The sequence below is a fragment of the Bradyrhizobium sp. BLXBL-03 genome (assembly GCF_051853015.1).
Classification (GTDB): Bacteria; Pseudomonadota; Alphaproteobacteria; order Rhizobiales; family Xanthobacteraceae; genus Bradyrhizobium; species Bradyrhizobium manausense.
The window spans coordinates 6,676,900-6,698,630 of sequence record NZ_CP182470.1; the positions used below are offsets into that span (position 1 = coordinate 6,676,900).

A 21,731-nucleotide genomic window follows, 5' to 3' on the forward strand; every position below is an offset into this window, starting at 1 on the left:
ACGCCAATACTTCGTCAGCCGAAACAATAAAGGTTAGGTCTTAGAAAATCCCTTAGGGCACTTGCGCGCAACCGTGAAGCAGCGATATTCAATTTCTGCAGTAAAAACAGGCTCAACCCACGTTGCTTTAGGCTTTTTGAGGTGCTTACTAAATTTGCTCTTCGAACTAATCACGTCGTTTAGAGAACACCGCTCCTGCTTGGTTAAGGCTAGTGCCGTTGCAGCGGCTTCATCCGCTCCAACTCCTCGATTTCCTCAGACATGGCGATCATGTCCGCCAACAATATCTGCGTCATCGGATCGGAGCTTTGGTCCGCGACCTTCCGATATTGCCTTATGCGTTCCCGCAGCATGCGCAGATCATCTTGGTCCATTCACTCCAGACGCGCTCGTAGACGTTTCGTTGCCGTTCAAAAGTGAACACAACGACGAAAATTTCAAAAGTAGGAGGCATGACATTGCCTCCCGCGCTCGGCGGCGCTTTCAAGCAAGTCGGCTTTCCACTAGAGAACAGTTACCGACTCGTTTCGTTCAAGAACTGCATCTCACCGTCAGGGCGCGCAAAAGCGCAAATTTGCACTTGGAGCGGAGCAAGCGCTCGCCGGCAGGCGTGGCGGCGACGCTGCGCGTCGTGGGTGCTCCAGGCATATTTCCTTTGACGTGTCAGACAGGGGTTACACAGGTGCGCGGCATCCGGCGCATTCAGCGGGGAACATAGGCAGGGACTCGGCGTTTGCCCTAGGCTTTTAGCGAGGTCAGACCGTGCTGCATCTTGCCATTTGCGTCATGCTGGTCTGGTTGGCCATCAACATCGCCTACGTCGCGCTGAGAATGAGAGCGACGCGATCCCCGCACGGCGGAAAGAACCTGAACAGTTCGATCGCCCCTTATCGCCCCGAGCTCGTTTCCCAGCATCGCCACATGCGGCGATAAAGCTTTGACGCCGAGGGGATCACGGCCTCTAAGTCATGGATTTTCCAGCGATCTCAAGGGCCTAGGCCGCGGCTGGTTGGGGACTGGCTCCATAAATGGGCATTCCGTGCCCTTGAAGGCGCCCCCATGCTGTCGCAGCGGGTGTTCGTGCTGATGCCGCTTCGGATTGAAGAGCAGGTCTGGGTGCCAGGGGCCCGATCCTTGGTTCCCTGTGCCAGGCCGCGGCATCTCCCGGGCCCCACAAGTATGAGTAACGCCCCGCACAGCCTGACCAAAACCCGTTCCCATCCGTCCGCTCCGGTGGCTTCATTAAACCCTATCTTAGCGCGTCCGGGCTAGGATCTGCCGGAAGCCTCCTCAACTTCCGCCCGGGCAGGATGAGACAACAGCGACCGACCATCGCGTTTGCAGCGCTCGTGCTTGCGAGCACAGTCGTGTTCGGCTTGGCTGGACACCTTGCGGCGAAGAGCTTCATCCGCCACCAGCAGGCCCGTCAGCTCGACGAGTTGACCGAGGTCGTCCTACGTCGCTCCGAATTTGCGGTCGAGTTCGCGGCCGCAAGTCTGACCGAACTCGGCAAGCGTGACGCTGTGAACTGCGAGCCTGCGACGCTCCAGGCCATCCGCCTCCATGTCTACCAGCGCTCGGCAATCAAGGACGTCCGCCTTGTCAATCCGGACGGCTCGGTGATCTGCTCGGCCTATTCCGAAACGCTGGAATTCGACGAGGGATGGGTCGACCGCCGGGACATGCTCGCCTCGCGCGACGGGAAACTCTCACTGTTCCGCGTTCAGCAGTTCGGTGGCGACGCGCTTGGCGTTCTCAGGGATATCAACAGCAGCGCTGCACTGGTCGCCATTGTCGGCATCAATGCCAGCCTGTTTGACATCATGCCGTCCGAGCTGCGCGGGCACAGCGAGGTGACCCTCTCCTTGAGCAATGGAGAGAAGCTTGGTGAGTTCCAGCTCGATGCCGACCAGCCACGGCGAAATTCGAAGCGCTTCGACAGGTCTTCGGACCGCTATCCCCTTCACACGACCATCGAGGTCGACGGCGCCGTCCTCTCGGCCTGGAATAGCGAAGCCTATTGGCCGGCACTAGCCGTCGCCGCCGGGCTTGGCGCGCTGTTCGGGATCCTGCTGGCGCGAAGCCGCCGCACGGAGGGACCGGTCGGCGATCTCGATCGCGGCCTGACCGCAGGAGAATTCAAGCCGTACTATCAGCCCGTCTTCGATCTCAGGACGAGAGAGATCAAGGGCTGCGAGATCCTGGCGCGCTGGGTACGCGAAGACGGCTCGGTCGTCCCGCCGATGAATTTCATTCCGCTTGCCGAGTCCAGCGGCCGCATCCAGGCCATGACCTGGCAGATCCTGAAATCAGCATTGTCCGACCTCCGGCCGCTGTTGAAAGCAGACAAGGATTTCAAGCTATCCTTCAACGTCGTCCCCAAGCATCTCCTGAGCGCCGGCTTCGTCGAAACGCTTCGGCGTACCGTCTTGACGGCAAAAGTTGCCACCCGGCAAATCGTGATCGAGGTGACCGAACGCGACGAGCTCGACGATCTCGCGCGCGCGGCCGCCGTCGTGGCCGAGCTGCGCGAATATGGCTTCCACGTGGCCATCGATGACGTCGGGGTCGGCCACAGCGGACTGTCGCGACTGAAGGGTCTGGGCGCCAACACGATCAAGATCGACAAATTCTTCGTCGACACGATCACCGTGGATGCATCGACCACGACGATCGTCGAGATGCTGGTCGCACTCGCCAAGGACTTCCGAATGACGGTCGTTGCGGAAGGAATCGAGACGGAAGAACAGCTCCGCGCCCTGGTCGCCTCCGGTGTCGAGACCGGGCAGGGATATCTTGTCGCCGCGCCGCTGCCCTTTGCGAAGTTCAGCGAATTGATGGCGCCGCGTCATGCCGCGGCAGCGCAGGCAAACGACGCTGCGCTGGTGGCTTGACCGAGGCGGCTGGTTCGAATTCGGACAGGCGCCGGACCACCCTGCATGGATGCGTCCCGGTGCGAACCAGCAGTCATGAACGCTGCATCAGCGATCTCCGAGCTTTAACGATACTTTCCGCTTTTGAGAGCGGTACGCCGATTGGCCGGCTATGATGCCGCCATGCGCCGAAATCACCTCATCGCAGCCTCGGCAATCTGCCTTGCCCTCATCGCCTACGCCACTTTGGCGCGGCTGGCGGGGCGGCCCGCGCTCATGGGTCACCACGAGGCATATTGGGTGGTCGTCATCGAGCGCTTCAGTGCTTATGGCCTGCTGGGATTTCTTCTCTCCTTCTTGCTGCCGGGCCGCTTCGTTTTGGCGTGCTCGCTCGTCGTGGCCGTCGCAATGGGGCTGGAAGTGCTGCAGGCTCTGACACCTGATCGCGATCCCGGTCTGCTGGACGTTCTGCAAAAGGCAGCGGGAGGCACCGTAGGGGTCATCCTTGCCCAGACGATCCTGGCTTTCCTTCCCCGTCCGCCGTCCTGACGTGGGGAAAACCTGGCACGGGCGAAGCGTCAACGCGCCAGGATATCGGCCCTCTATTTCACCATCTGACCGCGCAACTCACCACCGGGATTCGCAGCCGTGTGAATGTTCGCGTACCACTTTCCGGCCAGCAGATCCGTCGCCTGGGTGTCAGTGAGTGTCGCGGTGCCCCGAATGGGGCTTTGCGCCGTTTTGAACGGCAGTGCGATGCCGGCGTTCTTGCCGGCTTCACCGGGCCCGTGGAAATGGGCGCCCATCGCGGGGCCCGACAGGCCGGTAAAGGTGATCGTATAGGTCAGCGTCTTGGTCTCGGTGTCGTAGGTGGCCTCTGCCTTACCCGAGCCGGCCGAATTGTTCGGAGGCACCTCGTTGCTGCCTTTCAGATCGGCCTGCAGCTTCACGACCTCTGCTCTTGCGGGAGCAACTGTGGTGATGAGCAGCCCTCCCAGGGTCGCCACTCCCAAAACGCGCACGCAGACCCAATGATTGGGTTTCCTCATGGCATCCTCCTGCAGGCTCTTCGGCCCCAACTCGGTTGAAACACCGACCGCAGCCGTAAATTCCGGATGCGGATTTATGCCTGATTCGAGACGACAACCATCGCGGGAATCACGGCGGACGGCCAAGCCGGCTGGTCCCATCCCCGGGAGTGCCCGGCGATTAAGCCACCCCGCGCCTATGGACCTCGCTCGGCGCCAGCAGTTCCGCCATCTGCCGGTGTGTGGCCCGGAGCGCTTCGATGGCGCTGTCGAGGTCAAAATCCGACTCGCGGACAGAGGCAAAAAACTTGGCCGTCAACGCCAGATCCAGTTTCACGCGGGTTGCCCCGTCGCGGCTTTTGCGACGGTCAAGCGACAGGTGGATGGCCCGCAATCTCGCCTCGCTGCTGCTGCATTCACAAAGCGTGGCGAGTTCGTCATATGTCATCCAGATCTGAGCCATGTCCGTCCGTCCCTTGTTATGGACCTCAGCCTAATTTTTCGGCTCTAAAAGTATTGTTGCTGCGAGCGCAATCCGTCGACATTTTCGTCGCACGATGGTCAATTGAAGCTGAATTAGGAGCGGTTTGCATGCGAAGCCAAAGGGTGCGATCTCGGAACCTCGAACGATCCTGGATATCAGCCTCCGGGCCTGCGCCGAAGCGAGACTAGCAGTTCTTTCGTGGCCTTGACGGACCAAGGCTTGCAGCTATCCAGGATGATCAAACACGATATAACGAAACCGGTCGACGATTGCGCCACTTGTGCTTTGCGTGGACTTGCTGCTGGCGGCCTCAGCTGGATGGGTCGTTGCATTTGCGTTGGGGTAAAAGGACATGACAGACCGACCGACTATCCTCGTCACGGGTGGCGCTGGTTATATTGGCGCGCATGCTTGCCGCGCCCTCGCCGCCGCCGGCTATCGGCCCGTGGTCTATGACAATCTCACGACGGGACATCGCAGCTTCGTCGCCGGGGAACTGGTGACGGGCGATCTGCTCGACGGCGCGACGCTGGCGCGCGCCTTTGCCGACCACAAGGTGACGGCGGTGATGCATTTTGCGGCGGCAAGCCTCGTCGGCGAGTCCATGACCGACCCGCAGAAATACTACGTCAACAACGTCCAGGGTACGCTGTCGCTGCTGCAGGCGATGCGCAATGCGGGCTGCCACCGCATCGTCTTCTCCTCGACCGGCGCGGTCTATGGCAATGCCGATTCCAAGGCGCTGTCCGAGGATTTCCCCTGCGTACCGATCAATCCTTACGGCGCCTCTAAATGGATGATCGAGCGCATGCTGGCGGACTATCGCGCGGCTTACGGTTTCGGTGCGTTCTGCCTGCGCTATTTCAATGCCAGCGGCGCCGATCCCGCCGGCGGCATCGGCGAGTTGCGCGACAACGAGACCCATCTCATTCCGCGCGCCATGATGGCCTTGCAGGGCCATGTCGAGTTTGCCGTATTCGGCGACGATTACGACACGCCCGACGGCACTGCGATCCGGGACTACATCCACGTCACCGACCTCGCTGCAGCCCACGTCGCAGCGCTGAAGCTGCTGGAGACAGGACATGGCGGCGGCAGCTTCAATCTCGGCACCGGTTCAGGCTTCTCGGTGCGCGAGATCCTGAACGCCATCAAGCAAGAGACCGGACGCGAGGTGCCTCACACCGTCAAGCCGCGCCGCGCTGGCGATCCAACCTATCTCGTCGCGGATCCTTCTGCTGCGCGAAAAGTGCTGGACTTCGTGCCGCGCCATTCCGACCTGCCGACCGTGATCCGCACCGCCTGGGCCTGGCACCAGAAGGCGCATCCGCCCAAATGATGAAGCTTGCGCTCAAGAGGCTGCAGCCGCCTGAGCGCTAATCGCGCGGCGATCCGAATGGCCCGGGCGCAAGCGGACGGCGCGGCCGGGACCAGCTGTCGAGCCCCTTGGGCAATTTGTCGGAGTTGAGCTTCACGACCGCGCATTTGGCGTCGGCCGCCACGACGTCTTCCTGGCTGTAGATCAAGGTGCACTCGAACCTGACGTCAGGCGCCTCCTTTGCCGTGCCCCAGCACGTCGCAACCGCGCCGCTGCAATCACCAGAAAGATTGGCCTCGACTTCGTCTGGGCCAAACACGCTCGGATTGCCCTCGGCATGACGCTTCACGGTCAGGACAGCCGTGAAGCGTTGCTGATCGACCTGATAGGAACCACCATAGGTGAAGAAGCTGTCGCTGCCGGAGATTCGTCCCTCGGTCAAATCGACAAGGCCAGTGCCCTGGCCACGCGGAGTTCTGAACCAGGCAGCGTATTTGCCGTCTCTCAGCATGAAGACATCCGTCGTGAAATTCAGACGTACTTGCAATGATCCCTGGGGCGCGACAATGACCGATATGGCGCGTGTTCCGCCACGGTTAACGCCCTGCAAAGCCGGTTCCTAAAATTGCGGCGCAGGGCTGCGCCGCGACGGCGGCAAGCTCAAAACAATTCTATGCCGTCATCCGCAGGCTCGACTGCGTCGACGCGGCGCGCGGCGGCGCTCGACGACAGCCCAAAGGCTTGCAAGAAGTTCCTGTGGACGTCGCGCTCGCGCTCCATCGTGTAGCGCGCGAAGAGATCGTCGAGCAGCGCCTCGTCCTGGAGCTGCGGCCGATGCGTGCCCGCGCTTGCCGTCTCGAGGCGCGCAGCGACCGCGGGCAACGTTGCGGAGGACTCGCCGAGCGAGCTCATCAGGCCTTGCGCCGAATTCATCAGGCCCTCGAACTCGGCGCCTTCGTCGACGAGGCCAGCTTGCCGAGCCGTTCGTTGCCGGCCTCGACCTCGCGCAGCGCCTGGTGAATCTGCCTCCTCGACGACCGCCAACGCCTCATCGACCGAACGGCCTGCGTTCTCGCAGGTCGCAATCAGGATCGAGGCCTGCGCCAGCGTCTGCTTGATGCGGGCGAGGAACGACGACGAGGAGCCATGCTCGCCGCCGAACAGCGAGCGGCCGTGACCGACGAGACTACTGGCATCATTCAGGATCGCGGACAGCGTACGGATGATCTGACTGATGTCGCCACCGAACTCGCGCTGCGCGTCCCTGAGCCGAGCCGCCTGAAGCGCGCGGATCGCATGGGCGCCGTGTTCGCTCGCGACAGGCGTGGGGACGGGGCCCGGCTCCCGGGCCGGACGCCCCCCGGACCGCGCCGCCGCAACGGCGGTCCGACATCGGGCCCACGGCCGGGATTTGCGGCACCGCCCATTTCTGTCATCGCAGGCTTGAACCTGTTCCTGCTAGGCTGCATCAACACCAGGAGTGATTCTGATCACACTTGGCTCGGTCATCCCCTGTTAGGCTCGCGTCGGGACCCGGCTCAGTCACACACCGTTCGAACTGGAAGAGACAGTCATGAGAACCCTGATCGGCGCCATCGTCGGCGCGATTTGCCTCGCCGCCCCCGCCGTCGCGGAGACACCGGCCGCGATCGTCGAGGACGTGCAGGGCAAGGTCGACGGTATCGAATTCATGGATTACGTGGCGCCGGGCAAGATCATCAAGCTCGGCCCCAAGGCCGGCGTCACGCTCAGCTACCTGAAATCCTGCCTGCGCGAGACCATCACCGAAGGCGTGGTGCTTGTCGGCACCGAGCAGAGCACCGTGCAACTCGGCAACGTCCAGCGCGTCAAGGTATCGTGCGATGCCAACGCCGCGCAGCTCTCCGAACGCGAGGCGAACCAGAGCGCGGCGACCACGTTTCGCACCATGCGATCCGATGCCGGCAGCGCGCCGGCGAAGCTGCCGACGATCTACGGAACCGCGCCGCTGATCCAGGCCAAGAGCGGCAGCACGCTGGTGATCGAACGCACCGACGGCAAGGAGCCCGCGATCAGCCTGCCGCTCAAGAGCGACATCATGGTCGCCGGGAAATTCTTCGACCTCTCGAAGGCCGGAAAGTCGCTGACGCCGGGCGGCAGCTATCTCGCAAAACTCGGCAACAAGCGCTACACCTTCCAGGTCGATGCCAGCGCCACCGCGTCGCCGACGCCGATCATCGGGCGTCTGCTGCGGTTCGAATAGACGGTCCGCGACTCTAGCGATGCGGCGGATCGGCAGGCGGGACATCGTTGCAGCGATCGTGATTGCGCTCGTGACCGGCGCTGCTTTCACGTCCCCGCCGCTCCAGAGACTGCAAGGTCTCTCGCTCGATATTCTCACGGCCTTGCGCTGGACGCTGATCGGCGACCGGCGCGATCCCGCGACGTCGCCGGTCGTCGTCGTCGCGATCGACGGGGAGACCTACGAGACGCCGCCTTTCAAGGGATCGCCGACGCAGACCTGGACGCGCGAGGTCGGCCGGGTGCTCGGCAGCATTACCGAGGGCGGCGCCAAGGTCATCGGATTCGACGTCATCTTCAAGAATTCGATCGAGCAGTCGGACATTCCTTTCGGCGACGCGCCGGTCGGCGCGCGCATGAAAGGATTTGACCGCGACTATCTGATCGCGTTGCGCAAGCTGTCCGACAGCGGCAAGCTGGTGCTCGGCGAGATTCTCAGCAATGACCATCCGGACAGTCCTTTCGCCGCGCAGCGACTTGCGGTGAAGAACAATGTCCGCGCCCTCAACGTCTACACCGATGACGACGACGTGATCCGGCGGATGCCGCTCAGCTTTTCCATCGGCGGCAAGCCGATCCCGGCCATGGCTGTCGAGCTCGCTTCGCGCGCACTCGCCCTACCGCCGGAGACCGGGCCGTCCGGCACCATGTCGTTGTCCGGCTATGCTATTCCGAGCGCCGAGCCCAACACACTGACGCTCAACTTCCGCGGCATGGGCCGCGACGTCCCGGCCTATTCCTTCGCAGATCTGCGCGCTTGCATCGAGAAAGGCGACACGGACTTCTTCCGTCGCGCCTTTGACGGCAAGGTCGTCTTGCTCGGCACCATCCTCAATTTCGAGGACCGCAAGCTCACCTCGATGCACCTCTCCGGCGGCTATGACGGCAGCCCGGCCGCACGATGCGCCCTGCCCACGCCTGCCGGGACGGCGCAAAAGGCCCGCAATGACATCGCCGGCGTCTTCGTGCATGCCACGGCGGTCCGGAACCTGATCGAGCGTGACGCTGTCGCCGAACTCGGCGTCCCGCAGCGCACGGTCCTGGCGATCGGGTTCGCAATGGTCATTGCCTTCGCGGCCTGCATGCTCGCCCCGACCGGTGCGATGCTCAGCTGGCTCGCGCTCACTGCCGCCTACACCACCGTCGCTGTCAGCGCATTCGTTCATGCGCTTGCACTTCCCCTGACCGAGCCGGTGCTGGCAGGCCTGACCGCCATCGCCATGATGATCGGCTATCGCTTCGTGATCGCCGACCGCGAGGAGCGCTTTCTGCGCAAGAGCTTTGCGTTCTACCTCGCGCCCGAAGTGATCGACAGCATGGTTGCCTCCGGCAAGATGCCTGCGCTCGGCGGCGAGATGCGTGACATCACCATGTTCTTCTCGGACCTCGCCGGCTTCTCCTCGATCGCCGAGAAGATGACACCGGCCGAGCTGGTCGCATTGATGAACGACTATCTGTCGGCCATGACCGACATCATCGAAAGCCATGGCGGTTATGTCGACAAATATATCGGCGATTCTGTTGTCGCCATGTTCGGAGCACCGGCCGACGATCCCGATCACGCGCGGCACGCGGTCGCCGCCGCGCTGCAATGCCGCGACCGGCTCAAGGAGCTCAACGACAGCCACCCCGCCTTTCAGGGCCGTGGCCTTGCCCACCGCATCGGGCTGAACAGCGGCAAGGCCGTCGTCGGCAACATCGGCTCCCGCCGGCGCTTCAACTACACCGTCATGAGCGACACTGTGAACCTGGCTTCACGGCTCGAGGGCGCCAACAAATATTATGGCACTGTGATCATGGCCTCCGAGGCGACGGTGAACCAGAGCCGCAGCGCCTATACCTGGCGCGAGCTGGACATGGTCAAGGTGCAGGGACGCGACGAGCCGATCAGGGTGTATGAGCCCCTCACCGAGAAGAACCAGGAGACGGAGGAGCAGGGCCTGCGCGCGGCCACCTACGCCAGGGCACTTGCATGCTGGCGGGCGCGCGACTTTGCGAGGGCCGCCGAACTGTTCGAAAGCGCCGCTGGCGATGATCCGCCGTCCCGATATTTTGCCAAGCGTGCGCGGGCCCTGGCGGCCAATCCACCGCCGGCCGACTGGACGCCGGTGAACACGCTGGAAGGGAAGTAGCGGCCCCTAGAACGGCAGCCCCACATAATTCTCCGCAAGCAGCCGCTGCGCCGTCTCGGACGAGAAGAGGTACTCGAGCTCGGTCTGCTGGAGCCGGTCCTCATACTCGGAGCGATCGGGGAAACGATGCAGCATCATCGTCATCCACCACGAGAAGCGCTGCGCCTTCCAGATCCGCGCCAGGGCCTTGGCGGAATAGCCCTTCAACCCAGAATCGTCGCCATCCTGATAGTGCGCGAGCATGCCGTGATAGAGATAGTAGATGTCGGAGGCGGCGCTGTTCAGCCCGCGCGCGCCGGTCGGCGGCACGATGTGGGCGGCGTCGCCGGCGAGGAACAGGCGCCCGTAGCTCATTGGCTCCGCAACGAAGCTGCGGAGCGGTGCGATGCTCTTCTCGATCGAGGGACCGGTGATCAATCGTGCGGCGACGTCATCAGGCAGGCGGCGCTTCAGTTCGGCCCAGAACGCATCGTCGCTCCAGTCCTCGACCTTGTCGGTCAGCGGCACCTGGACGTAATAGCGGCTCAGCACCTGTGAGCGCAGCGAGCACAGCGCAAAGCCGCGTTCATGCTTGACATAGATCAGCTCCGGCGACACCGGCTTGGTGCGCGACAGCACGCCCAGCCAGCCGAACGGATAGACCTTCTCATATTCGCGCAGCACGTCCTTCGGGATCGACTTGCGGCTGACGCCGTGAAAGCCGTCGGCGCCGACGATGTAGTCGCAATCGACGCGAACAGTCTCCCCGTTCGAGCGATACGTCACATAAGGCCGATCCGAGGTCAGATCATGCGGCGTCACGTCCTCGGCGTTGTGGACGACCTTGCCGCCGAGCCGGTCGCGCGCCTCGTAGAGGTCGCGCGTCAGCTCGGTCTGGCCGTAGACCAGCACCGAGTTGCCGCCGGAATGCTTGTGCAGATCGATATGGGAGAGCACGCCGTCATGGGCGATCTCGAAACCGTTGTGGATCTCGCCTTCGCGGTCCATCCGCTCGCCGCATTGCGCCTCGCGCATCAGCCTGGCGAAACCGTGCTCGAGCACGCCGGCACGGATGCGCGCCAGCACGTGGTCGCGGCTGTATTTCTCCAGCACGATGGTGTCGATGCCCTTCAGGTGCAGAAGCTGGGACAACAGCAGCCCGGACGGCCCACCGCCGATAATGCAGACCTGAACTTTCATTTTTGCGTCCTCCCGACGGCGCTTTTTTGCAGATTCAATGCGGAAGACCGATGGAGGGTTTCGCCATTGTCTTGTACTATTCGAACATGAGGAACGCAGCCCCCGCCCCGGCGATCCGGGTCTACAATCTGTTCGGCGAAGCCGGCGATCTGCCTGACGTCGTCCACTGCGAGACGATTGCGTCGCGCTCGGTGCTGCACGACTGGAAGCTCGCCGTGCACCGGCATGCCCGTCTGCACCAGGTGCTGCTGATCGAGCGCGGCGGCGGCGAAGCGACGCTCGACGGACGCGTCGTGACCTTGAAGCCGATGCAGATCGTCAACGTGCCGGTCGGCCATGTCCATGGCTTCCGCTTCGTGCCAGGAACCGAGGGCTGGGTGCTGACCATCGCCGCGGAAATGCTCGACGAGGCGCTGCTCGCTGCCGAAGGCCTGCGCGGCGTGCTGTCACGATCATCAGTGGTGCGCGGCACGCCGCAGATCCGCGCCATCATGAAGCAGATCTTTGCCGAGCATGCCGCGCGCGATTTCGGCCGCGCGCATGTGCTGCGGGCATTGTCGGCGGCCATGATCGGCCTCGTCGCACGTGCGCTCGCCGGCGCGAGCGGCGCTGGCGGCAATGCCGAGACAAATCTGTTCCGCCGCTTCGAGGCCTTGCTCGAACAGCATCACCTGGAACGCTGGACCGTGGCGGACTACGCGAAGTCGCTGGCGATCACGCCGACCCATCTCAACCGCGTCACGCGCGCGGCGACCGGCGACACCGCCTCGCACCTGATCCTGAACCGCCTGATCCGCGAGGCGCGGCGCAACCTCGTCTATACCAACCTGCCGGTCTCGACGATCGCCTACGCCCTCGGCTTCGAGGACCCCGCCTATTTCAGCCGGGTCTATGCCGCGGCCACCGGCCTGTCGCCGCGCGCCTTTCGCGCGCAGCTCCATGGCGACGAGGGCTGAGGCCTCACACGTCGAAGAACACCGTCTCGTCCGGGCCCTGCAAATTGATCGTGAAGGAATAGACGACCTTTCCTGCGCGCTCGCCGCGCTTGGCGATCAGTGTCGCGCGGCGCACCGGCTGCTCGATCAGGTTCAGGACGGGATCGGCGGCGTTGGCGGCTTCCTCGTCGGAGAAATAGAGCCGCGTGTTGAGGCCGATATTGATGCCGCGCGCGACGATCCAGACATTGATGTGCGGCGCGCATTTGCGCCCTGCCTTGTCGGTGATGGCGCCCGGCTTGATGGTCTCGAACGTCACGAGCCCGCTCTCGAAATCCGAGCCGGCGCGGCCCCAGCCGCGGAAATCCTGGTCTAGCGCGCCGGCCGAGCGATCGGCCGGATGGTTGTAGCGGCCGGCCGCATTGGCCTGCCAGATTTCAAGCAGCACGTCGCGCAGCGGCGTGCCGCTGCCGTCGAGCACCTTGCCTTCCAGCGTGATGCGCTCGCCTTTGGTGTTCGGCGTTACCAGCACGTTGGAAAAGTTCTTCTCGAAGATGTCGAAGCCGGCCATGGCAGGGATCAGGCCGATATGGACGTAGGGCCCGGCGGTCTGCGAGGCGGTTTCCTTGAGATAGTTGAGCGGCTGCGGCATGTGCTCAGTTCCCTTCGGGACGATTTTCGAAATAGGTGGAGCGCTGGCCGCGCAGCACGATGTCGAAGCGGTAGGCCAGCGAGTCGAACGGCGTCGAGGCGTTGAGGTCGAGCGGCGCGACCAGGCGGTCGAGCGCGTCCTTGTCCGGGATCGTCGTCAGGATCGGGCAGACCGGGATCAGCGGATCGCCCTCAAAGTACATCTGCGTGATCAGACGCTGCGCAAAGCCGGAGCCGAACACCGAGAAGTGGATATGGGCGGGGCGCCAGCTGTTGACGAAGTTGCGCCACGGATAGGGGCCGGGCTTCACGGTGCGGAAATAATAGTAGCCGGTGTCGTCCGTCAGCGCGCGGCCGCAGCCGCCGAAGTTCGGATCGATCGGTGCGAGATACGTGTCCTTCTTGTGCCGATAGCGGCCACCGGCATTGGCCTGCCAGAACTCCACCAGCGTGTTCGGCACGCCGCGGCCGGTCTCGTCGAGCACGCGGCCGTGGACGATGATGCGCTCGCCGACCGGGTCGCCGTCCTTGGCGTAGTTGCGGATCAGATCGTTGTCGAGCGGACCGAGATCGTTGTGACCGAACACCGGCCCCGTGATCTCCGAGACCGAATTCTCGAGCGACAGCAGCGACTGGCGCGGTGAGCGCAGCACCGAGGATTTGTAGCCGGGCGCATAGGCCGGCGGATGAATCGAGCGGTCGCGCTGGAAGAAGCCGCCATCGCCGAGTGGCGGCGTGAACGGCTCGGGGCGGTTGAGGCGGGGATCCTGCAAGGCTGTCGCCTGGGCATTCATCGGCGTTGTCTCTCCCTTGGGCGCCCCGGGTCCGGGTGCGCGGCTTGTTGAACGATAATGCCGCTCCCTATTCTCAAGATAAATAGATCGATTATAATGAATCCCATGAACAAAATCGATCATTTGGCGCTTGACGGCCACGCCCTCGAATTGTTTCTCGCGGTGCTGGAGGAAGGCTCGGTCACGGCGGCCGCGACGCGACTCGGCCTGACGCAATCCGCCGTCAGCCACAACCTCAACAAGCTGCGACGGATCGTCGGCGATCCGCTGTTCGCGAAATCCGGCCGCGGCATCGTCGCGACCGCCCATGCCCAGGCACTGGCGGCCAAGGCCCGCGCGCTGATCGACCAGATGCGCAGCTTCGCCGGCGGCGTCACCTTCGAGCCGGGAAGCGCGCAGCTGTCGCTGACGATCGCCGCCAATGATTTCCAGCGCGACCTGCTGCTGCCGCACTTCTTCGGCCATGTTGTCGCGCAGGTGAAGGGCCTGAACCTGCGCGTGATCCCGTCGCAATCGCCCTCGCCTGCGATGCTGCGCGAAAATCGCTGCGACCTCATGATCACGCCACTGCCGCCCGTCGGCGTCGACATCGTGCAGAAGCGCCTGCTGAGCGATCATTACGTCTGCTACTACGATCCCAAGACGCGCGCCGCCCCATCGGGACGAGGCGCCTATCTCGCGGCGCGCCACGTCACCGTGGTCTATACCGACAATGAGCGGCTCGACTTCGACCGCCGGCTCGCGGCCAACGGCTTCCACCGCGACATCGCGATTTCGGTGCCGAGCTTTTCCGGCGTGCCCGCGTTCCTGCGTGGCTCGCAAATGCTCGCGAGCATGCCGAGCCTGCTGGCGCCCGGCGTCATGCGCGGCTTCGCGCACGTGCAGATTCCGCTGGCCTCACGCACGCGCACGCTGGCCGAGCTGCCGATGTTCATGGTCTGGCACCAGCGCTACCAGAAGGACCCGGCCCACCGCTGGATCAGGACACAACTGGAACACGTGGCGGCGACGGCAGCCGCCTGAATCGGTCGTTGCCCGCCGGCTGTTGACGCCGGCCGTGGCCTGCCCCTCGCCAAACCCACTGGTTGCGCGCGAGCGGCCACGCTAGAATTCGGCCATGACAGTGACCGACATTGCGAGCCGAACCTACAATCACAGCTGGCGGCTGGATCCCATCATCCGCAGCCTGCTGGATACCGACTTTTATAAACTGTTGATGTTGCAGATGATTCGGGAGGATTACCCGGATCAGCAAGTCACTTTCTCAGTCATCAACCGTTCGCGCCATGTGCGTCTGGCCGAAATCATCGACGAGGCCGAGCTGCGCGCCCAGCTCGACCATGCCCGCACCATCCGCTTCACCAAGAAGGAGCTGATCTGGCTTGCCGGTAACACCTTCTACGGCAAGACCCACATGTTCTCGGCGGACTTCATCCGCTGGCTCGCCGAATTCCGCCTTCCCGACTACGAGCTGCGCAAGGTCGAGGGCCAGTACGAGCTGCACTTCCACGGCCCGTGGACCCACACCTCGATGTGGGAGATTCCGGCGCTCGCCATCCTCAACGAATTGCGCTCGCGCGCGGCATGCAAGGGCCGCGGCCGGTTCGAGCTCGATGTGCTCTATGCCCGCGCCAAGGCCAAGCTGTGGACCAAGGTCGAGCGGCTGCGCAAGCTGGAGAATTTGCGGCTGTCCGATTTCGGCACCCGCCGCCGCCACGGTTTTCTCTGGCAGCGCTGGTGCGTGGAGGCGGTGAAGGAAGGGCTGGGCCCGTCCTTCATCGGGACGTCCAACGTGCTGCTGGCGATGGACAACGATCTCGAAGCGATCGGCACCAACGCGCACGAGCTGCCGATGGTCGCGGCCGCGCTCGCCAAGGACGACGAGGAATTGCGCTGGGCGCCCTATCGCATCCTCGATCAATGGCGCCAGACCTATGGCGGCAACCTCTTGATCGCCCTGCCGGACGCGTTCGGCACCAAGGCATTCCTCCGCGATGCGCCGGAATGGGTGGCCGACTGGACCGGCTTCCGCCCCGACAGCGCGCCGCCGATCCAGGCCGGTGAAGAGATCATCGCCTGGTGGCAGAAGAAGGGCCGCAACCCCAAGGACAAGCTGCTGGTGTTCTCGGATGCGATGGACGTCGGCTCGATCGAGGAGACCTATCATCACTTCGCCGGTCGCGTGCGGCTCTCGTTCGGCTGGGGCACCAACCTGACCAACGACTTTGTCGGCTGTGCGCCGGACGGCTCGTTCAATCTCGATCCGATCTCGCTGGTCTGCAAGGTGTCGTCGGTCGACGGACGTCCGGCCGTCAAGCTCTCCGACAATCCGGAGAAGGCGACCGGAATGCCCTCCGAGATCGAGCGCTATTTGCGCGTGTTCGGCGATGCCGGGCGCGTGCGCCAGCCGGTGCTGGTCTAGTCTAGAGCATGATCCGGAAAAGTGTGAAGCGGTTTTCCGAAACGATCATGCTCAAACAAAGAGCTAAAGCGCGATGACGATTCAACCCAATCTCATCGCGCTTTAGCGCGCCGGCAATATCCGGAGACCCAGAAGATGCGCGTCGAGGAACTGCGTGACCTGCTGGCGCAGCATCTGCGGCGGCACCGCGACCATGCGCTCTTCGAGGCCGAGCGAAATGATGCCGTGGACCGCGGAAAACAGCGTGCGTGACAACAGCGCGATCTTCACGTCATCCGCGTCAGGCAGCACCCGCACCAGGGGCGGATGCATCAGCGCGAAGGCGTCCATCACCATCTGGAGGATGTCGTCGGGATACGGGCGGTCATCCTCCATCCGATGCTCGAACAGCGAGCGCAGCAGATTGGCGTTCTCGGCGAAGAAATCGAGATAGGTCTCGGCCAATCCATAGAGCTGGCGAACCGGATCCTCAGCCGGGACCGCGCCAAGCCGCGCTGTGAGCGCCTGAACCGTCTCCCTGTTAACGGTCAGGATCACCCCGTCGAAGTCGTCGAACTCGTTATAGACGCTGCCGACGGAGCAGCCGACGGCGTCCGCGACGTCCCGAACCTTCAACGATCTCAATCCCTTAGAGGCGATAATCCCGCGCGCGATCTCGAGGATCTGGAGCCGCCTGCGCAATTTTTTTTGATCTCGGACCGATTCTTCTTGAACATTGTTCATTTTCAAGCTACTCACGTGAACATTGTTCAAATTAACCGGGAGACCTGCAAAATGCAAACCCTCGCTGTTGATATCGCCTCGACCTTCATCGATGACGCCGCGGCTCTCGTCAGCGGCTTTGGCCGCGCTGTCCTGCGGCTCGCGATGGCCCCGATCGATCGGATTGCGAATGCCTGCGACATTGCCGGTGTGCTCGCCGAGCGCCGCGCCAATTTTCGGATGTGGCGGACCAGCCGCGCCCGCCACGAGGGTCGCCGTGTCGGCCTGCTTGGCCGCCTCAACCCGTTTCGCCATCTCGCTCACCTCACCTAGAGGACAAGCCGATGCGCATGCAGGTCCACTCGAATGCGAACGCCGGTCGCAACGAAGGACTCACCATGTCGCGATATTGCCGGCCGCCCGGCGAAAGTCAGGCATGCCGTTCAGCTTTTGCTATTGGCCCCGGCGATATCCGCATAATCGCGGCATTTCCGCCCGAAGCTGGGTCCGCGACCGGATATTTTGCGAACCTAACGAGACAAGCTGGAGACCAACAGGATCGGAGGGACGGCAGGGGACATGGCAGGCCGGCAAGCATCGTCGCCTGCAATCGCTCCCCACCCCCTTCCGGTCGTGACGTTCGACCCGCAACGTAACAATCTCAGGCTGCCTTTCCACAACAGGACTCGTCATGATCAGGGAATTGATGTCGTCTCGCCGCTTTGCGCCGCTGTTCTGGGCGCAATTTTTCTCGGCGCTCAATGACAACGTGCTCAAGAACGCACTCGTCATCATCCTGCTTTACAGCGCCGCGACAGGCCACGGCGATGCGCTTGTGACAGTGGCCGGCGCCGTCTTCATCTTCCCCTATTTCATCCTGTCCGGGCTCGGCGGCCAGCTTGCCGACAAATACGTCAAATCGGTCGTCGCAAGGCGGTTGAAGTTTGCCGAGATCTTCGCAGCAAGCTTCGCTGCCGCCGGCTTCTTCATGCATTCGGTGCCGCTGCTGTTCACCGCGCTGGCACTGTTCGGCATCATCGCCGCGCTGTTTGGCCCGGTGAAATACGCCATGCTGCCGGACCAGCTCGAGCTCGGCGAGCTCGCCACCGGCAACGCGCTGGTCGAGGGCGCGACCTTCATGGCGATCCTGCTCGGCACCGTCGCCGGCGGCCAGTTCGTCGCGGGCTCCGCCCATATGGGCTGGGTCGCATCGGCCGTGGTCGTGCTCGCCCTGCTGTCCTGGGCCTTTGCCTCCCGCATTCCGCAGACGACGCCCTCCGCGCCAGATCTGCCCGTCGATGCCAATCCCTGGACCTCGACACTCGGTCTGCTCAGGACGCTGCACGCTGACCACCGGCTGTGGGACGGCACCGTGATCGTCTCCTGGTTCTGGCTGGTCGGCGCCATCGTGCTGTCGCTGTTGCCGGCGCTGGTGAAGGATGTCGTCGGCGGCAGCGAGGGCGTGGTGACGCTGTGCCTGGCCATCTTCGCGATCGGCATTGCCGTCGGCTCGCTGTTCGCGGCCAGCCTGAGCCATGTTCGCCCGAACCTCGCGCTGGTGCCGATCGGCGCCATCATCATGGGCTGCGCCGGCCTTGACCTCGCCTTGGCCATCGCGGTGACCAGCAAGGGCCAGGACATCGCTGCGCTCGATTTCGCAACCTCCTTCGCCGGCCTGCGCATGTTGGCAGACTTCGTCGCCTTCGCCTTCGGCGGCGGCCTGTTCGTGGTGCCGTCATTCGCCGCCGTGCAGGCCTGGTCCGCGCCGAACGAGCGTGCCCGCATCATCGCCGCCGGCAACGTGCTGCAGGCCGCCTTCATGGTGGTGGGCTCGCTGTTCGTCGCGCTGCTGCAGGCGGGCGGCTTGCATGTCGGCTGGATCTTCTTCGGGCTCGGCGTCGCCAGCTTCGGTGCGGTCTGGTTCGTGCTCACGAAGTGGGGCAAGGAAGGCGTCCGCGATTTCGGCGGACTATTATTCCGCGCCCTGTTCCGCACCGAGGTGCGCGGGCTCGAGAACCTGCCGCCGCCGGGCACGCGCATGCTGATCGCGCCCAACCATGTCAGCCTGATCGACGGTCCGCTGCTGCACGCCGTGCTGCCGATCGACGCCAGCTTCGCGGTCGACACCGGCATCTCCAAGGCCTGGTGGGCCAAACCGTTCCTGCGGGTGGTCAAGCACTACACCATGGACCCGAGCAAGCCGCTGGCCGCGCGCGACCTGATCAAGCTCGTCGCGGCCGGCGAGCCCGTCGTGATCTTCCCGGAGGGACGCATCACCGTCTCCGGCTCGCTGATGAAGGTCTATGACGGCACCGCGATGATCGCTGACAAGGCCGACGCCGTGGTCGTGCCGGTTCGCATCGAAGGCGCGCAGCGCTCCCACCTCAGCTATCTCAATAGCAGCCAGATCAAGCGCTCGTGGTTCCCGCGGGTGACGGTGACGATCCTGCCGCCGGTCAAGCTGCCGGTCGCCTCGGAGCTGAAAGGCAAGGCGCGCCGCAATGCCGCGGGTGCTGCGCTGCAGGACGTCATGATCGACGCGATGGTCAAGAACGCCATGCTCGATCACACGCTGTTCGAAGCGCTGGGCCATGCCTATCGCGACCGCGACACCGGCAAGGTCATCATCGAGGATGCGCTCGGCACCAAGCTGACCTATCGCAAGCTGATCCTCGGTGCGCAGGTTTTGAGCCGCAAGTTGGAGGCCGGTACCTCGGCCGGCGAGAATGTCGGCGTGCTGCTGCCGAACTCCGCCGGCGTCGCCGCCGTCTTCATGGCGCTGCAGAGCATCGGCCGCGTTCCGGCCATGCTCAACTTCTCGGCCGGCCCGGTCAACGTGCTCGCCGCCATGAAGGCCGCGCAGGTCAACACCGTGCTGACGTCGAAGGCCTTCATCGAGAAGGGCAAGCTCGACAAGCTGATGGCCGCGATCTCCGCGGAGGCGCGCATCGTCTATCTCGAGGACATCAGAGCCTCGATCGGCACGGTCGACAAGATCAAGGGACTACTCGCAGGCACCGCACCGCGCGTTGCCCGCCAGGCCAACGATCCGGCCGTCGTGCTGTTCACCTCGGGCTCGGAAGGCACGCCCAAGGGCGTGGTGCTGTCCCACCGCAACATCCTCGCCAACGCGGCGCAGGCGCTGGCGCGGGTCGATGCCAACGCCAATGACAAGGTGTTCAACGTGCTGCCCGTGTTCCACTCGTTTGGGCTCACAGGCGGAATGATGATGCCAATGCTGGCGGGCATTCCGATCTACATGTATCCCTCGCCGCTGCACTACCGCATCGTGCCCGAGCTGATCTACCAGACCGGCGCCACCATCCTGTTCGGCACCGATACGTTCCTCACCGGCTATGCCCGCTCGGCGCACCCTTACGACTTCCGCACCCTGCGCCTGGTGATCGCCGGCGCCGAGGCAGTGAAGGATCGCACACGCCAGGTGTTCATGGAGCGCTATGGCATCCGCATTCTCGAAGGCTATGGCGTCACCGAGACGGCGCCGGTGCTGGCGATGAACACGCCGATGGCGAACCGCCCCGGCACCGTCGGCCGCCTGTCGCCGCTGATGGAGAGCCGCCTCGATCCGGTCCCCGGCATCGAGGAAGGCGGACGCCTGTCGGTGCGCGGACCGAACGTCATGCTCGGTTACCTCAGGGCCGAAAACCCTGGTGTGCTCGAAGTGCTGCCCGAGGGCTGGCACGACACCGGCGACATCGTCGCGATCGACACAGCCGGCTTCATCACCATCAAGGGCCGCGCCAAGCGCTTTGCCAAGATCGCCGGCGAGATGGTCTCGCTGTCGGCGGTCGAGAGCATCGCGACCACGCTGTGGCCGCAGGCTGCCTCGGTTGCCGTCTCGATCCCCGACCAGCGCAAGGGGGAGCGTATCGTGCTGCTGACGACGGAGAAGAATGCCGAGCGCAGCGCGATGCAGGCCCAGGCCAAGGCGATCGGCGCCTCCGAGCTGACCGTGCCCGCGACGATCATGGTGGTCGACAAGGTGCCGCTGCTCGGCACCGGCAAGACCGACTACGTCACCGCCACGGCGATGGCCCGCGAGCAGGCCTCCGCGCCGGAGCGCGAGGTGGCGTAAGGGTCAGGATCGTCGCATCGGCGGATGCCCGGTGCGACGGCCTCCTCCACGTACTCACCTGAGCAGGAGATAGCGGACCGGGTTGTCGTCACACTGACCTGCGCCGCACTCCAGCACGGTGGAAAGGAGATTTGCGGCAACCAGCAATGCGAACATCGCAAAGACCGCATTGGACGCGAACCCGGTCACGGGCGCATCCCCCTCTTGCTTGCCGGTCGCATCCTTCAGGACAAGGACCAACGCGACATAGCACACCACAGCTACGGCCGCGATGAGCGCCCAGGTGTAGAAGTGCAAGCCCCACAACGCCGAACCGTAGCCGGGATCGCCGGGCGCCAGATGCAGCGACACCTGCCGCATCGCAATAAAGCCGGTGACGAGGCTGGCCATGAGGATCATCGCATAGTGCGACGGCCGCTCACCGAGACGCAGGTTGAACAGGAACCCCATGCCGATTGCGATGAACCCGGCTCGTTGCAGCAGGCAAAGCGGACAAGGCAATTCGCCCAGCCCAAGTTGGTAGGAGAAGGCGACCGTCAGGATTAGCGAGATCCCGAGCAATCCCGCCGCATTCAGGATCGCGCCGACCGGCGGTTTCTTGCTCGTATCAACGATGCTCATCTCGACACCGTCAGAAAGAGAATTTCAGCGGATCGGTCGCGTGATGGAAGAACCACGCGACGGTGACGACGATCGTTGCGCCCCACAGTCCGTAGCCCAGTCGCGCGTGGGAACGCCAGACGCTCACGCAGCCGGCGAGCGCCAACAGAAATGGCACAAACATGTACATGAGCGCGGGCTCCCCAAGCGATTCGCGCATAGCGCGAATGGCTCAAG

At 63.8% G+C, this 21,731-nt stretch carries 21 protein-coding genes; 10 read left to right on the plus strand and 11 right to left on the minus strand.

Features of this window, described 5'->3' with window-relative positions; all coding sequences use genetic code 11:
• Positions 1 to 209: 209 nt before the first annotated feature.
• Positions 210 to 374: a hypothetical protein gene (locus ACNJX9_RS31940; RefSeq protein WP_439405969.1), complete on the minus strand. Its 165-nt coding sequence runs from the start codon at positions 372 to 374 to the stop codon at positions 210 to 212.
• Between the two features lie 936 nt (positions 375 to 1,310).
• Here ACNJX9_RS31940 and ACNJX9_RS31945 point away from each other — a divergent pair.
• Positions 1,311 to 2,894: an EAL domain-containing protein gene (locus ACNJX9_RS31945; RefSeq protein WP_439405971.1), complete on the plus strand. Its 1,584-nt coding sequence runs from the start codon at positions 1,311 to 1,313 to the stop codon at positions 2,892 to 2,894.
• Between the two features lie 162 nt (positions 2,895 to 3,056).
• Positions 3,057 to 3,422: a VanZ family protein gene (locus ACNJX9_RS31950; RefSeq protein ID WP_057748044.1), complete on the plus strand. Its 366-nt coding sequence runs from the start codon at positions 3,057 to 3,059 to the stop codon at positions 3,420 to 3,422.
• A gap of 53 nt (positions 3,423 to 3,475) precedes the next feature.
• On the opposite strand, the gene ACNJX9_RS31955 is transcribed toward ACNJX9_RS31950, so the two are convergent.
• Both ACNJX9_RS31955 and ACNJX9_RS31960 read right to left on the minus strand, forming a co-directional pair.
• Entirely contained in the window at positions 3,476 to 3,922 is a 447-nt protein-coding gene (locus tag ACNJX9_RS31955; RefSeq protein ID WP_439405973.1) for a CHRD domain-containing protein, read from the minus strand.
• Between the two features lie 160 nt (positions 3,923 to 4,082).
• Entirely contained in the window at positions 4,083 to 4,364 is a 282-nt protein-coding gene (locus ACNJX9_RS31960; RefSeq protein WP_439405974.1) for a hypothetical protein, read from the minus strand.
• Between the two features lie 373 nt (positions 4,365 to 4,737).
• Here ACNJX9_RS31960 and galE point away from each other — a divergent pair, with 373 nt between their 5' ends.
• The gene (gene galE, locus ACNJX9_RS31965; RefSeq protein ID WP_271600978.1) at positions 4,738 to 5,724 is read left to right on the plus strand and encodes a UDP-glucose 4-epimerase GalE; all 987 of its coding nucleotides are present in this window, start codon (positions 4,738 to 4,740) and stop codon (positions 5,722 to 5,724) included.
• A 37-nt stretch (positions 5,725 to 5,761) separates the two neighbouring features.
• On the opposite strand, the gene ACNJX9_RS31970 is transcribed toward galE, so the two are convergent.
• Positions 5,762 to 6,214, minus strand: a complete 453-nt coding sequence (locus ACNJX9_RS31970) for a hypothetical protein (RefSeq protein WP_439405976.1) — start codon at positions 6,212 to 6,214, stop codon at positions 5,762 to 5,764.
• A 149-nt stretch (positions 6,215 to 6,363) separates the two neighbouring features.
• Positions 6,364 to 6,636 (minus strand): hypothetical protein, encoded by a 273-nt coding sequence (locus ACNJX9_RS31975; protein WP_439405978.1) that lies wholly within the window; start codon positions 6,634 to 6,636, stop codon positions 6,364 to 6,366.
• 640 nt (positions 6,637 to 7,276) lie between these two features.
• Here ACNJX9_RS31975 and ACNJX9_RS31980 point away from each other — a divergent pair.
• Together ACNJX9_RS31980 and ACNJX9_RS31985 are read left to right on the plus strand one after the other, a co-directional pair.
• Positions 7,277 to 7,945, plus strand: coding sequence for a hypothetical protein (locus tag ACNJX9_RS31980; protein WP_057747669.1), 669 nt, complete (start codon positions 7,277 to 7,279; stop codon positions 7,943 to 7,945).
• 19 nt (positions 7,946 to 7,964) lie between these two features.
• Complete coding sequence (locus ACNJX9_RS31985; RefSeq protein WP_439405980.1) at positions 7,965 to 10,115, plus strand: CHASE2 domain-containing protein; 2,151 nt, start codon at positions 7,965 to 7,967, stop codon at positions 10,113 to 10,115.
• A 6-nt stretch (positions 10,116 to 10,121) separates the two neighbouring features.
• On the opposite strand, the gene pobA is transcribed toward ACNJX9_RS31985, so the two are convergent.
• The gene (gene pobA / locus ACNJX9_RS31990; protein ID WP_439405982.1) at positions 10,122 to 11,294 is read right to left on the minus strand and encodes a 4-hydroxybenzoate 3-monooxygenase; all 1,173 of its coding nucleotides are present in this window, start codon (positions 11,292 to 11,294) and stop codon (positions 10,122 to 10,124) included.
• A gap of 50 nt (positions 11,295 to 11,344) precedes the next feature.
• Here pobA and ACNJX9_RS31995 point away from each other — a divergent pair, with 50 nt between their 5' ends.
• Positions 11,345 to 12,250 carry a helix-turn-helix domain-containing protein gene (locus tag ACNJX9_RS31995; RefSeq protein ID WP_057747675.1) on the plus strand — a complete coding sequence of 302 codons (906 nt, stop codon included), beginning with the start codon at positions 11,345 to 11,347 and terminating at the stop codon, positions 12,248 to 12,250.
• A gap of 4 nt (positions 12,251 to 12,254) precedes the next feature.
• Here ACNJX9_RS31995 and pcaG read toward each other — a convergent pair whose 3' ends face one another.
• Complete coding sequence (gene pcaG / locus ACNJX9_RS32000) at positions 12,255 to 12,881, minus strand: protocatechuate 3,4-dioxygenase subunit alpha (protein WP_057747677.1); 627 nt, start codon at positions 12,879 to 12,881, stop codon at positions 12,255 to 12,257.
• A 4-nt stretch (positions 12,882 to 12,885) separates the two neighbouring features.
• Positions 12,886 to 13,674, minus strand: a complete 789-nt coding sequence (gene pcaH, locus ACNJX9_RS32005) for a protocatechuate 3,4-dioxygenase subunit beta (RefSeq protein WP_057747679.1) — start codon at positions 13,672 to 13,674, stop codon at positions 12,886 to 12,888.
• 96 nt (positions 13,675 to 13,770) lie between these two features.
• On the opposite strand from pcaH, the gene ACNJX9_RS32010 reads away from it, so the two are divergent.
• Positions 13,771 to 14,697 carry a LysR family transcriptional regulator gene (locus ACNJX9_RS32010; protein WP_439405984.1) on the plus strand — a complete coding sequence of 309 codons (927 nt, stop codon included), beginning with the start codon at positions 13,771 to 13,773 and terminating at the stop codon, positions 14,695 to 14,697.
• Positions 14,698 to 14,791: 94 nt separating this feature from the next.
• Positions 14,792 to 16,096, plus strand: coding sequence for a nicotinate phosphoribosyltransferase (pncB, locus tag ACNJX9_RS32015; protein WP_057747681.1), 1,305 nt, complete (start codon positions 14,792 to 14,794; stop codon positions 16,094 to 16,096).
• Positions 16,097 to 16,198: 102 nt separating this feature from the next.
• On the opposite strand, the gene ACNJX9_RS32020 is transcribed toward pncB, so the two are convergent.
• Positions 16,199 to 16,819, minus strand: a complete 621-nt coding sequence (locus ACNJX9_RS32020; protein WP_439405985.1) for a TetR/AcrR family transcriptional regulator — start codon at positions 16,817 to 16,819, stop codon at positions 16,199 to 16,201.
• 51 nt (positions 16,820 to 16,870) lie between these two features.
• Here ACNJX9_RS32020 and ACNJX9_RS32025 point away from each other — a divergent pair, with 51 nt between their 5' ends.
• Complete coding sequence (locus ACNJX9_RS32025) at positions 16,871 to 17,131, plus strand: hypothetical protein (RefSeq protein WP_439405986.1); 261 nt, start codon at positions 16,871 to 16,873, stop codon at positions 17,129 to 17,131.
• 358 nt (positions 17,132 to 17,489) lie between these two features.
• A complete protein-coding gene (locus ACNJX9_RS32030; RefSeq protein WP_439405988.1) occupies positions 17,490 to 20,894 on the plus strand; it encodes an acyl-[ACP]--phospholipid O-acyltransferase in 3,405 nt (1,134 codons plus the stop codon).
• Positions 20,895 to 20,948: 54 nt separating this feature from the next.
• Here ACNJX9_RS32030 and ACNJX9_RS32035 read toward each other — a convergent pair whose 3' ends face one another.
• Positions 20,949 to 21,515: a disulfide bond formation protein B gene (locus tag ACNJX9_RS32035; protein ID WP_439405989.1), complete on the minus strand. Its 567-nt coding sequence runs from the start codon at positions 21,513 to 21,515 to the stop codon at positions 20,949 to 20,951.
• Positions 21,516 to 21,525: 10 nt separating this feature from the next.
• Positions 21,526 to 21,684, minus strand: a complete 159-nt coding sequence (locus ACNJX9_RS32040) for a DUF5993 family protein (protein ID WP_439405990.1) — start codon at positions 21,682 to 21,684, stop codon at positions 21,526 to 21,528.
• Between the last annotated feature and the right edge of the window lie 47 nt (positions 21,685 to 21,731).

What these genes read in the sequence shown, in the direction of transcription:
- ACNJX9_RS32040 (WP_439405990.1), bottom strand. Translation starts at nt 21,684, where the DNA reads ATGTACATGTTTGTGCCATTTCTGTTGGCGCTCGCCGGCTGCGTGAGC.
- ACNJX9_RS31950 (WP_057748044.1), top strand. Translation starts at nt 3,057, where the DNA reads ATGCGCCGAAATCACCTCATCGCAGCCTCGGCAATCTGCCTTGCCCTC.
- ACNJX9_RS32025 (WP_439405986.1), top strand. Translation starts at nt 16,871, where the DNA reads ATGCAAACCCTCGCTGTTGATATCGCCTCGACCTTCATCGATGACGCC.
- ACNJX9_RS32020 (WP_439405985.1), bottom strand. Translation starts at nt 16,819, where the DNA reads ATGAACAATGTTCAAGAAGAATCGGTCCGAGATCAAAAAAAATTGCGC.
- pncB (WP_057747681.1), top strand. Translation starts at nt 14,792, where the DNA reads ATGACAGTGACCGACATTGCGAGCCGAACCTACAATCACAGCTGGCGG.
- ACNJX9_RS31940 (WP_439405969.1), bottom strand. Translation starts at nt 374, where the DNA reads ATGGACCAAGATGATCTGCGCATGCTGCGGGAACGCATAAGGCAATAT.
- ACNJX9_RS31945 (WP_439405971.1), top strand. Translation starts at nt 1,311, where the DNA reads ATGAGACAACAGCGACCGACCATCGCGTTTGCAGCGCTCGTGCTTGCG.
- pcaG (WP_057747677.1), bottom strand. Translation starts at nt 12,881, where the DNA reads ATGCCGCAGCCGCTCAACTATCTCAAGGAAACCGCCTCGCAGACCGCC.
- ACNJX9_RS32030 (WP_439405988.1), top strand. Translation starts at nt 17,490, where the DNA reads ATGATCAGGGAATTGATGTCGTCTCGCCGCTTTGCGCCGCTGTTCTGG.
- ACNJX9_RS31980 (WP_057747669.1), top strand. Translation starts at nt 7,277, where the DNA reads ATGAGAACCCTGATCGGCGCCATCGTCGGCGCGATTTGCCTCGCCGCC.
- ACNJX9_RS31960 (WP_439405974.1), bottom strand. Translation starts at nt 4,364, where the DNA reads ATGGCTCAGATCTGGATGACATATGACGAACTCGCCACGCTTTGTGAA.
- pcaH (WP_057747679.1), bottom strand. Translation starts at nt 13,674, where the DNA reads ATGAATGCCCAGGCGACAGCCTTGCAGGATCCCCGCCTCAACCGCCCC.
- pobA (WP_439405982.1), bottom strand. Translation starts at nt 11,294, where the DNA reads ATGAAAGTTCAGGTCTGCATTATCGGCGGTGGGCCGTCCGGGCTGCTG.
- ACNJX9_RS31970 (WP_439405976.1), bottom strand. Translation starts at nt 6,214, where the DNA reads ATGCTGAGAGACGGCAAATACGCTGCCTGGTTCAGAACTCCGCGTGGC.
- ACNJX9_RS31955 (WP_439405973.1), bottom strand. Translation starts at nt 3,922, where the DNA reads ATGAGGAAACCCAATCATTGGGTCTGCGTGCGCGTTTTGGGAGTGGCG.
- ACNJX9_RS31995 (WP_057747675.1), top strand. Translation starts at nt 11,345, where the DNA reads ATGGAGGGTTTCGCCATTGTCTTGTACTATTCGAACATGAGGAACGCA.
- ACNJX9_RS31985 (WP_439405980.1), top strand. Translation starts at nt 7,965, where the DNA reads ATGCGGCGGATCGGCAGGCGGGACATCGTTGCAGCGATCGTGATTGCG.
- ACNJX9_RS32035 (WP_439405989.1), bottom strand. Translation starts at nt 21,515, where the DNA reads ATGAGCATCGTTGATACGAGCAAGAAACCGCCGGTCGGCGCGATCCTG.
- galE (WP_271600978.1), top strand. Translation starts at nt 4,738, where the DNA reads ATGACAGACCGACCGACTATCCTCGTCACGGGTGGCGCTGGTTATATT.
- ACNJX9_RS32010 (WP_439405984.1), top strand. Translation starts at nt 13,771, where the DNA reads ATGAATCCCATGAACAAAATCGATCATTTGGCGCTTGACGGCCACGCC.
- ACNJX9_RS31975 (WP_439405978.1), bottom strand. Translation starts at nt 6,636, where the DNA reads ATGAATTCGGCGCAAGGCCTGATGAGCTCGCTCGGCGAGTCCTCCGCA.